Here is an 11089-nt window from a genome sequence, read left to right as displayed (position 1 = left end):
GCCGAACTGGTGCGGCTGGTGGAAACCGCGCAGGCACACCGTCCGGCGTTGGCACGTGGTGCCGAACGCATCGCCGGCTGGTTTGTCGCAGGCCTGCTGCTGGCTGCGATTGCGGTGTATGCGTGGTGGCGCGTGCATGAACCCGCGCGGGCATTTGAAGTAGTGCTATCACTGCTGGTGATCAGCTGCCCCTGCGCACTGTCGCTGGCGGTGCCGGCGGCACTGGCCACCGCGCATGGTGCACTGGCCAAGATCGGCGTGCTGTCGGTACGCCCGGACGGGCTGGACCGGCTGGCGCGTGTGACAGATGTGGTATTCGATAAAACCGGCACCCTCAGCGATGGCAAGCCCGTGCTGCAAACGATCGATCACTGCACGGGGATGGATGCGCAAACCGCCCTGCGCATCGCTGCCGCGTTGGAACGCGACAGCAGTCACCCCTTGGCATCCGCATTTGCACGGGTTGAAAACATCCCTACCGCCACCGGCGTGCGCGCCATTGCCGGGCAAGGCGTGGAGGGCTGGATCGACGGCCAGCACTGGCGTATCGGCACCGCCCCGTTTGCAGGTGCTGGCGAGGACGATGGCGCGGTGTGGCTGGCCAATAGCAGCGGCGCACACGTACGCTTTGCCTTCGTCGAACAGCAACGCCAGGATGCGATGGCGGCATTGCAAGCGCTGCGCACACAAGGGGTGAGCCTGCACCTGGCCAGCGGTGATGCACCGGCGTCGGTGCAGCGCTTCGCCCACGCCATGGACCTTGCCAATGCCCATGCGCGGCAAACGCCCGAGGCCAAACTGGCGCTGGTGCGCAGCCTGCAACAGCAGGGGCGCGTGGTGGCGATGGTGGGTGATGGCCTGAATGATGCGCCGGTGTTGGCCGGTGCCGATGTATCGCTGGCGATCGGCGATGGTGCTGCATTGGCACAGCGTGCGGCCGATCTCGTGCTGGCCGGCAGCGCGCTTGGCACTGTGCCGGCCACACTGGGTATTGCGCGCCGCACGCGCCGTATCATTCGCCAAAACCTGGCCTGGGCCTTGGGTTATAACTTGCTTGCCATTCCGTTGGCCGCGACCGGCAACGTCACCCCTTGGTTGGCGGCACTGGGCATGGCCTTGTCTTCACTGGCGGTAACCGCCAATGCCTTGCGCCTGACCCGCGTGGTTCGCCCATGAATATTTTGCTGTTCCTGATTCCTATCAGCTTGGTGATGATCGGGGTCGCTGCACTGCTCTTCTCGTGGGCGGTCAAACACGGCCAGTTCGAAGATTTGGACACCCCCGCGCTGGACATCCTGCGCGAGGATCCACCGCCACTGTCCAAGCCCGCCACGCCACCGGCGGCCCCACCCGAAGATAGTGATGCCGGTTGACACACTCGTACTCGGTGCTGCCCTGCTCACCGGCCTGCTCGGCGGCGCGCATTGCGTGGCCATGTGCGGCGGCATTGCGACCGGATTTTCCACACAATCCCGTGGCTGGTGGGTAGCAGCACAACCCAATCTGGGGCGGGTACTGGGCTATATGCTGGCCGGCGCCCTCGTGGGGGGGCTGGGGGGCGGCCTGCTGGGTCTGGCGCGCATCCCTTGGCTGCCCATCGCCATGCGCGCTGCGGTGGGTCTGGTGCTGATCCTGGCCGGCCTGCGCATGTTCGATCAGCGCGGCCGCATCCCGCGCTTTTTTGGTGGCCCCGGCAACCGGCTGTGGCTGGCGTTGCGGCCACTGCAACGTCGCCTGCTGCCGGCCAATACCGCCGGCAAGCGCTTGGCACTGGGCATGCTGTGGGGTTGGATGCCGTGCGGCCTGTCCACCACGCTGCTGGCCGCCGCGTGGCTATCAGCCAGCGCGGTGCACGGCGCACTGACCATGGCCGCCTTCGGGCTGGGCACCTTGCCGGTGATGGTGTCCCTGACGTGGGCCGGGCAACGCATCGGCCAACGCTTGCAACGCGGGCCGCTGCGCAGCGCTGCCGGGCTGCTGGTGATCGCCGCGGGTCTGTTGACCGTGATCGCGCCATGGCTGATGCACCTGCCCGCCATGCACGGCATCCTGATGGCGCTGGGCTGCCGCAGCTTGCCCGGCTGAACCGCATGGATACTCTACAATTGTAATTACCTGCACAAAGACAACACGCAACCGCTGGAGAGTCATACATGATGGCGCTACGGGATTGGTGGAAACGCGATACACCGCAGGCATCCACGCCCAGCCCTGACCTGTCCGCATTGCAGCAGCAGCTCGCATTGGCACAGGCGTTGGATGCCGAACGTCAACGTATCTACGACGACTTGCACGATGACGTCGGCAGCCGCCTGTTGACCTTGCTGCACCGCGTGCCCGCCTCCGAGCAACCGCTGGTGCGCGAAATTCTGCAGGATTTGCGCGCCATTCTCAGCCGTGAGCGCAGCATCGAAGGCAGCTTGCTGGAAGTGCTGGCGCAATTGCGCGACGAAACCGAACAGCGCCTGCAAACCCGCGCCATCGAATTGACATGGCAGCAAAAAGAGGGCCTGCCTGACCCCGCACTGGATCGCGCGCAAACCATGCACTTGTTTCGCATTGGCCGCGAGTCGGTCACCAATGCACTGCGGCATGCCGATGCCGAGCATTTGCGGATCGTGGTTGGGGTATCCGGCAACGCATTGGTGTTTGAAGTCACCGATGACGGGCAGTTTGACCCCACTCGCATTGGCGATGGCCGTGGCACCCGCAGCATGCGCAATCGCGCCGATGAGCTGCATGGGAATATCGATTGGCAGCAAGGCACCTTGGGTGGCACCAAAGTGCGCCTGAGCTTCCCCTTGCCCCCCGCAGCCGCGGGATGCCCCAGTCCCCAGCCTTGGCGCAGCATGTCTCGATGACCGCCATCCCTGCCCACGCGCTGTTGCTGGAAGATTTGCCGGACGTCACTGCTTGGCTGAGCAAATTGCTGCAAGCGCGCTTTCCAGGTATCCAGGTGACCCATGCACCTACGCTGGCAGAAGGCAAACGCCTCCTGCAAAGCGCAGCGCCAGCGCAATTGGCGCTGGTGGATTTGGGATTGCCCGATGGTGATGGCACCACGCTGATTCGCCCATTGGCGCAGCAATGGCCAGACTGCACGATTGTGGTGACCACATTATTTGGTGACGATGCCCATGTGTTCCCCGCTCTGCGTGCCGGGGCACAAGGCTACTTACTCAAGGACCAGCCCGAAGAACGCCTGGCCGCCGCACTCGACGGCATTTTGCGCGGTGAGCCTGCCCTATCACCGGCGATTGCACAACGCCTGCTGCGGGCCTTCCAGCCGATAGCTGGCGGTGACAGTGCACCGGGGGTTGAAGTCCTGACCCCACGCGAACGCGACGTGCTGGTCCTGGTCAGCAAAGGTTGCCGACTGCCCGAATTGGTGGAACGCCTGCAAATCAGCAAGCACACGGTGTCAGATCACCTGAAAAGCATCTACCGCAAACTCAATATCAACAGCCGCGCCGAAGCCACGCTGGAAGCCGCACGCCTGGGGTTGGTGCAGCTCTGATTCGGAACCAATTGCAAACAGCCATCCCCGCACGTCTGCACGGGGATGACCGTCAAACCCTCAAACGATCAGCTCTTGCACTTGATGAACTTGCCCTTGGCATCGCGGCAGGGTTCCTTCTTCTTGGCGGCTGCCGGGCCGTCACACTTGGTGAACTTGCCTTTCGCATCGTGGCAGCGTTCTTTTTTGGCGTCCATCGGCGCGGCGGGGGCGGCGGCCGGGGCGGTGCTCATTGCGGTTGCCGGCTTGGCGGCGCTGGTCGGTGCTGCGGAGGAGGCAGCCTTGGCAGCCGGGGCTGCTTTTGCGGCTGGGGCGGCCTTGGCGGCAGCCGCAGGCTTGGCAGTTGCCGGTGTTGCAGCTTGTGCCGCGGCATATGACTGCCCGGCAGCAAACATGAACGCGGCCAGAGTCATTGCTTGAATCATCTGTTTCATTGCCGAACTCCCATCGTGGTGGTGGTGAAGTGTGTAGCGATGTCTCCGATGTATCCTGCGACCGGACTGCTCACCCCAAGCTCTCCGCAGCATGACGAATCGTTAATCCGAATCCAATGGATCGCGCGCAGGGCGGCCCCCACCGGCCGGCTCAAGCGACCAACAACTGCGCAACCCCACGCAAAGCTGTGGCTACCGTCTGCCGGCGCACGGCATCGCGGTCGCCTTCGAAATGAAAGACCTCGGCGCGCGCATAGCCACCTCGTTTTTTCCAGCCCACCCACACCGTACCCACCGGCTTGTCGTCGCTGCCGCCGCCCGGGCCGGCGATGCCGGTGACTGCCACGGCAATGCTGGCGCCGGAATGCACCAGTGCGCCCGACACCATTTCCACCACGCATTCGCGGCTGACCGCGCCATGGGTTTCCAGGGTTTGCGGGCGCACGCCCAACAAGGCTTGTTTGGCTTCGTAGCTATAGGCGGCCATACCGCAATCAAACCACGCCGATGAACCGGCGATATCGGTCATGCACTTGGCAATCCAGCCACCGGTGCAACTTTCCGCCGTCACCAACATATGGCGTGCAACCAGCAGCTGTTGCCCAGTCGTGGCAGCTAGCGCATCAAGGTCGGCATCGGTAGGCACACTCATCGGTCAACACTCGCAGAACGTGCATGCGTTGTAGCGCATGCACGTCCAAAACGAAACATCCAGACCTCAGAAACGTACCCGCAACGTCGCTCCGTACATGCGCGGTGCGCCCAGGAACGCGTCATATGTGTTCTTCGGGTTGCCCGGCTCCGGCGTGCCCAATGCCTGCAAGGGGCCGTCGAAGCCCACTTGCACATACTTGGTGTTGAACACATTGGTGCCCCACAACTCCACCTGCCATTTGCGATCACGCGAGCCAATCCCCACCCGCAGATTGGCCACTGTGTAGGCACTCTGATGCTTTTCGGCATCCAGATCCGAACCGGTGTTGTAACTGGACATGTACTTGCCACCGATATTGAAGCGGCCCTCCAGCGACGACCCGATATCCCACTCATAAGTCAGCGATGCCGAACCGGACAGTTTCGGTGCAAAACTCATTTGCGCACCCGGCAGCTTGTACAGCGCGCCAATCGCCGGGCACTGCGGGGTCAGTGCACCCGGCCCCACAAAATCACAACCGGGGATGCTATTGCCATACTTGGTATCGGCATACATCAAGCCGGTTTGCAACATCAGGCCGGGCACGGCTTTGGGCTGCCATAGCAGCTCTGCATCCAAGCCTTTCGACACCACTTCCGGAATCGAGCGCACCACAAAGCTGGTCCCCAGGAAGCTGTTCAACTGGAAGTTGCTGTACTTCTGGTGGAATAGCGCAGCATTGAACAACAGGTTGCCACCCGCCCAGGTGGTCTTGGCACCCAATTCCCAGCTATCCACGAATTCACCCGGGAACGAGGTGTCGTTGACCGGGGTGATCCCCGAGCCGCCGCTGGACAGCCCATTGGACGATTGCACGCGGTCGAAGTTGAAGCCACCTGCCTTGTAGCCGCGTGCATACGACAGATAGGTCATCGCATGCTCGTTCCAACGGTAAGCGGCCTTCAGCGTGCCCGACCATTCGTTTTCGCTGCGGGACTGGTCGGTGTGGCGCCCGTTGTGCTGCACATTGGCCCACGGCAAGCAGCTGTACCCCACGATATTGCTGATCAAGGCCTGTTGGTTGGCGGCGGGCAACGACGCAAACGGGACGCCACGCGCAGTCAACGCGGCGGCGATGCGGCCGATTGCAGCCGGGCTGACACCGCTCGCACCAAAATAGGATGCACACCCCAAACCGCCATTCGGGTTGCTGTACACCGATAACAGATCCTTGGTTTCACGGGTATAACGCAAGCCCATCGTGACATCCAATGCCTCGGTGGCATGCCACGTATTGTTGGTGAACAGCGCCGTACTCTTGGCTTCTTGCTGATAACGGTCCAACGCGCCCAAGCCGGCAAACACCGTGCCAAACGGCCTGCCGGTGGCATCGGCCATGAAGGTCGCCGCATTGGGCAGGCCGGCCAGCGCCGGGTTGATCATCGACAACAGCCCAATCGACAAATACGGCTCATACGCCGCGCCAATGCGGTAACTCTCGTTACGATCAATGGTTTCATTGCTGTAGAAACCACCCACCAACCAATCCAGCTTGGCGGTACTGCCACTCAGGTGAATTTCCTGACTGAAGCTTTTCACCCGCGCATACGACTCATCCTGTTGCGGGTTCATGTAGATCAAATCCGCAGTGGAAAAATCAAAATCCCGGCCGTTGATGGCATCCCAGTCACGGCCTGCGGTTATCGAGGTCAAGCGGGCCCCAGCCAGCATATCCAGGTCAATATTGACCTCCGCCTGTGCGCCTCGATCATTGATTTTCTGGGTAGTATCGCGGTTGCTGTACGCCACCCGTGCCCAAGGGTCGGCATGCCCAGTGGGGGCAATGGCATTGCCGCCGCCCAATTTGTTGATCAGCACCGAACTCTCACCGCTGACCAGTTGCACCGCCGTGCAGCAATTCTCATTGCGGCGGGTGGAATCGGCCGACAGCACAATCTCCACCTTGTCGGTGGGTTGCAGCAGCAATTTGGCGCGGAATGTGTCGAAATCCTGGTCGTAATCACGATCGTTGGTGCGCGGGCCTGCGCCGGTGACCACGTTCATCCAACCGTCACGGTCACGATGCGCCACATACACGCGCAGCGCCGCGTAGTCACCCAGTGGCGCATTGACGCCACCCGCCAGGCCCAGCGCACCGTAATTGCCAAACGTCACTTCGGCATCGGCAGCAAACTCGTGATCTGGCTTGCGGGTGACCACATTGATCACACCCGCCGATGTGTTTTTGCCGAACAAGGTGCCCTGCGGCCCCTTCAACACCTCGATGCGTTCCAACTCGCCCAGATCCCCGAACCCCACCGAGTTGCGCGAGCGGAACACGCCATCAATCACCACCCCCACCGAAGATTCCAGCCCGATGTTGTCGCCCACCGTGCCAATGCCACGCAGGCGCGCCGTGGTGATCGCCTCGCTCTGGGTGCTGGTCACGGTCAACCCCGGCACCAGAATTTGCAGATCCTTGATGTCACGCACGCCCGTGTCTTGCAGGGTCTGCTGCGACAGCGCGGTCACTGCAATCGGCACGTTCTGCATGACTTCTTCGCGCTTCTGCGCAGTCACTACCATGGTGTCCAGCGTCTTCGGCTCAACTTTCTTGTCCGCCGCCGTGGCGGCATCTTGCGCCAATACCGGCAGGCTGGTGAAACCCATCAATCCCACCAGCACGGCGATGGTGAGTGGGCGGCGTTGTGGTTGCGTGCGCTGCATGGCGGCTCCCCTTTGTGTGGTCAATCTTGTGTAGTCATTGGACACGGCAAACAAACGACCAGATGGCCGATTGCGTCGGATACACGTGCGTGCATGTGGGGGGATACGCGCACGTATGGACGTTAACACATCTTCACAATGCTGAAGGTGTAGTTTCAACAGAAATTCATTGCCAAGGAAAAACCCGCCTTGCGGCGGGTTTTGTGGGGTGCGGCCAACCACTGCAACCGCTACCAACAACCGGCCGTTGATGGCGTCTTTTTACCCGTTTGATCCAGCTTCAACGTGCCACAGGAATCCCCTGCCTGTTTACCCGCGGGGACAGCACTCAGCTCATAGCTCTTGGCGGCAGGGGCAGAAGAGAACGAGAACGTATAAAACGTCAGGGTATCCGGCTCACAGGCACTCGTCAGGCTGCCAATGGCGGGTGCCGATGAATACGACATGTCGGTGGTGTAGACCCGCTCCATGCGTTGCGCGACCGTCGTCAGGCAGGCGGTGCCTGCCGCCCGGCGCGTCTTGCGTTGATGATCGTTATACGACGGCAACGCAATCGAAGCGAGGATGGCAATGATGGCAACCACCACCATCACCTCGATCAAGCTGAAGCCAGAGACACGGGACGCGGACATCGCTGTTTCCTTATTAGTGTTCATCGCACTTTAGTCACTCCGGATTTCACGCCAGGAGACGCGGCTCCATGACTTGCCAGAAATACCACCAGAGCCAGGCTTGTTGCCGGCATTGGTGCCGCCCACGACCAGTTTGCCGTCCAGGAAGATGGGCAACGTGGGCATGCCGACGCCAAAGTTGACCGACCCCACCGGCACGCCACCCACCACGCTGTCCGTGGTCGAGCCATCATTATTCAAATCAAACAGCGAGCTGCCTGCGCTGGTTCCGGTAAAGGCATCCAACGCATTGATATACCCGGTACCGCCGGCTTCGCAGCCATTGCCTTCCGGAATCATGCTGGCAGTCACCAAAATATTGGATACCAGCTGCGCATCCTGCACAATCCGCTCGCCCGCGCCTGGCAGGGTCAAGTACCAGCCCTTCTTGCCGGTGGGCAAATCGGACTTGCTATCAAACGTTCTTACCGGATAACCGTCTTGAATGGCACCCGTATTGTTGACGCCACGCTTCACAAGATCGGCATAGGCCACCGCAGCACCATCATCCACAAACCCATACATCCCTTGCGTTGACGCGGTCTTGTCTGCAGCTTCCGTTGTGGTCATAAAGCTGCCGGTGCCAAACATCACCCAACGCTTGTAGGTCTTGGGATCCGTGGCCACCGTGACACCACCGGTGATCGGCTGTACCGCACCGGTACCATCGTTGGACTTTGCCGTGAACAATTTGGTTGCAGTCCAGTTGCTGGCAGAGGCGTCAGTCAAATCGAATTTCCATACATTCCCTAACCGGTCCCCGGCATAGGCATACGCAATGGTTTTACCGTCGGGCCCAAGAATCCCGGTAGGTGCAGCCAGGCCATTGGGGGTACTGGAAGACCCGGCACCGGTATCGATCTCACGGATCACCGCACCGGTTTTGACATTCACAACAATCAACACCGCCTTGTCGTTGCTGCTGTTCACGCCATTACCTACCACCGCAGCGACATCACCGGTCTTGACCTTGGCCAAAACCGGGCGCCCTGTGACCAACCCCATATTGCCATTGGCGGTGTCCGCAAGTTCCCAGCTGACGTTAGCCGTTCCAAATGAAGCAGGCGTGGACACATCCAACCCGTACATGCCCTTGCCGCCACGACCCAGCGAGCCCACCAGCAAGTTCTGGCTAGGGGTCAGTTTACGGCTGGTCACTGCAACGGGGCCATCCACCGACCATTGGTGGTCATAGTCGCCACGGCTGATTTGCGCCAACTTGCCAAAGTTGATCAGATTAGGCACGTAGGCAAATTGCTCTACCCCAGTGCCGGCATCGAACGCATGCAGCATGCCGTCGTTGGCACCGACATACAGGGTCTTGGTGTCATCGACATAAGCCGGTGAAGAATCCACGATGTCCCCCAACAAGGCATCACGAACCCGCAATTTACCCACCGCAGTGCCTTCCCCACTCTGGTCACCCATGATGTAATCGGCATTCTTGGCACCCGTCACCGGGTAGTCCACCGGGCCCACGGTACTACGATCCAGACTTGTGGTTTGCGTCGCCGTGGGGAAGGTATCCCCCGTGGTACCGTTGTAAGTAAACACCTTGGTTTTGCGGGTGCTGAATGCAGGAATCGAGGCCGTCCAGGCCAGGGCAGACGGGTTGTTGTAGGCGTCCAGCGTCCACGCATTCACCGCACCGGTCCAAATGCCGGAGACGTAGCTGGCGTTGAATACTTTACCACCGGTCTTGATGGTCGCGGCATTGGTGGCGATGTTGGAAGAAGAACTGGTGCGCCGTGCAATCGTTGCCAGTGCCTTGGTCAAACCTTCTGCAAATAGCGCAGGGCTGGTGGCCGCCACGAATTGGCCATGCCCATTGACAGCCGCATGCAGCAAATCATCCACGTTGGCAGCCAGGTCATTGCCAGGCTGTGGCCAATTGGGTTTGACGGTAAATGCATCCTCCACACTGGCCATGCCCAGGGTTGTTTTCATGCCGATTGAAATACCGAAGGTCACCATGTGCTGCCAGAACGCTGGATCATCATCCGTGGTCGGGACGTTATTTCCTGCCGGGCTGGCGGTTGTCCCCATGGCGGCGATATCGGTACGCAAATCTGTCACCCAATATTTCATGGCCACGTCGGCAAGGGTACTGGACCAGGTGGTTGTACCGTCACTGTAGGGTTTAGTGGGCGAATAGGTGTAGCTCTGGTTGGGGTCACCCTTCTGTTTGGGTGCACCAGTAATGGTCGGCTGGGCACTGCTATCCACATCGCCGGTGCCTGCAGTGCCACCATTCCAGTAACCGTCGGTGGTCAGAATGGCGAAATTCTGCCGGCATGAATACTGGTTAGCGCCGGACTCCGGTCCATATGGGCCAGACGCGCTGGACTGGCTGAAATAGTCACCCGCTTGTTTCAACTCGGCTTGCAAAGGGGTGCCGTTATCGGCGTATGCCGCAAACAACCGGTTGTACCACTTGGACCGTGTCGTGGTTGCGGCCGCATCACCATTGGCAACATTGCCATTGACAAAACGCCCGTCATTCCCATCACCCACAGGGATGTTGAAATCCGGCGCAATGGAACTGTTATTAGTAGGGTGCAGGCTGCGGTAACCTACCCGCACCTTGTTGCCTTGCGCCTTGAAGGCTTCGGCGGCGCCGCCCTTGGCCGCCTTGATCCGGGTCCGGAAATACGAGTACCACGTTGCAAAATTCGTCAATTCATCCGAGACGCCACGCCCGGTTGGGGTCGCTGATGTGCAATTGACCCAACCATAACTGCCAACACTGTTGCCGTCACAGCTATTGGTCGTGGTATAGGTGACTGTTAACGTCATCCCGGCAACCGCAGAATACGCATATGCTCCTGCGTAATATGTTGAACTGCCTGGCGAATTGATGGTACAGGTTTCATTGTTATTAGCGCCATTAGACCTGCAATTATACGAGCCGGTGGTTGGAGCTGACCCCTTGCGCACATACAAATCAGCGTCACCAGTCCCGCCGCTGGTGGTCACAGTGAACGAAGTGGCTCCCGCCGGCAGTGTGAAATTGACAGAGTACCAACTATTCTTCGCTATCGACACGCCAGTTACTGGATACCCGGAAAGGGTGTTACTGCTGGCGACCACTTTCCCATATTCGGAT

The 11089-nt window shown here is 60.4% G+C and carries 10 protein-coding genes; 5 read left to right on the top strand and 5 right to left on the bottom strand.

Features of this window, described 5'->3' with window-relative positions; all coding sequences use genetic code 11:
- The 5 genes from QWB57_RS06890 to QWB57_RS06870 all read left to right on the top strand — a co-directional run.
- A partial coding sequence (locus tag QWB57_RS06890; RefSeq protein ID WP_288968907.1) for an HAD-IC family P-type ATPase occupies positions 1–1176 on the top strand: 1176 nt, incomplete at its 5' end.
- Positions 1173–1373 (top strand): cbb3-type cytochrome oxidase assembly protein CcoS, encoded by a 201-nt coding sequence (gene ccoS / locus QWB57_RS06885; RefSeq protein WP_223627551.1) that lies wholly within the window; start codon positions 1173–1175, stop codon positions 1371–1373. The genes QWB57_RS06890 and ccoS, both read left to right, overlap by 4 nt.
- Positions 1363–2085: a sulfite exporter TauE/SafE family protein gene (locus QWB57_RS06880; RefSeq protein WP_223627549.1), complete on the top strand. Its 723-nt coding sequence runs from the start codon at positions 1363–1365 to the stop codon at positions 2083–2085. Before ccoS ends, QWB57_RS06880 begins: the two co-directional genes overlap by 11 nt.
- 68 nt (positions 2086–2153) lie before the next feature.
- A complete protein-coding gene (locus QWB57_RS06875; RefSeq protein ID WP_223627547.1) occupies positions 2154–2861 on the top strand; it encodes an ATP-binding protein in 708 nt (235 codons plus the stop codon).
- Positions 2858–3517 (top strand): response regulator transcription factor, encoded by a 660-nt coding sequence (locus QWB57_RS06870; protein ID WP_288968906.1) that lies wholly within the window; start codon positions 2858–2860, stop codon positions 3515–3517. The genes QWB57_RS06875 and QWB57_RS06870 overlap by 4 nt, the downstream gene beginning before the upstream one ends.
- A 68-nt stretch (positions 3518–3585) precedes the next feature.
- On the opposite strand, the gene QWB57_RS06865 is transcribed toward QWB57_RS06870, so the two are convergent.
- The 5 genes from QWB57_RS06865 to QWB57_RS06845 form a co-directional block, all read right to left on the bottom strand.
- The gene (locus QWB57_RS06865) at positions 3586–3951 is read right to left on the bottom strand and encodes a hypothetical protein (RefSeq protein ID WP_288968905.1); all 366 of its coding nucleotides are present in this window, start codon (positions 3949–3951) and stop codon (positions 3586–3588) included.
- 151 nt (positions 3952–4102) lie between these two features.
- Complete coding sequence (locus tag QWB57_RS06860) at positions 4103–4603, bottom strand: CinA family protein (RefSeq protein WP_223627543.1); 501 nt, start codon at positions 4601–4603, stop codon at positions 4103–4105.
- 66 nt (positions 4604–4669) lie between these two features.
- A complete protein-coding gene (locus QWB57_RS06855) occupies positions 4670–7312 on the bottom strand; it encodes a TonB-dependent receptor (RefSeq protein ID WP_288968904.1) in 2643 nt (880 codons plus the stop codon).
- Positions 7313–7542: 230 nt separating this feature from the next.
- On the bottom strand, positions 7543–7944 hold the full coding sequence (locus tag QWB57_RS06850; protein WP_288968903.1) for a type IV pilin protein: 402 nt from the start codon (positions 7942–7944) through the stop codon (positions 7543–7545).
- A 30-nt stretch (positions 7945–7974) separates the two neighbouring features.
- Entirely contained in the window at positions 7975–10779 is a 2805-nt protein-coding gene (locus tag QWB57_RS06845) for a PilC/PilY family type IV pilus protein (protein ID WP_288968902.1), read from the bottom strand.
- Positions 10780–11089: the final 310 nt, after the last annotated feature.

Source organism: uncultured Thermomonas sp. (genome assembly GCF_937872235.1).
GTDB lineage: Bacteria > Pseudomonadota > Gammaproteobacteria > Xanthomonadales > Xanthomonadaceae > Thermomonas > Thermomonas beijingensis.
The sequence above is the reverse complement of the archived record's forward strand: the minus strand, read 5'-3'. Positions and strand labels throughout refer to the sequence as shown.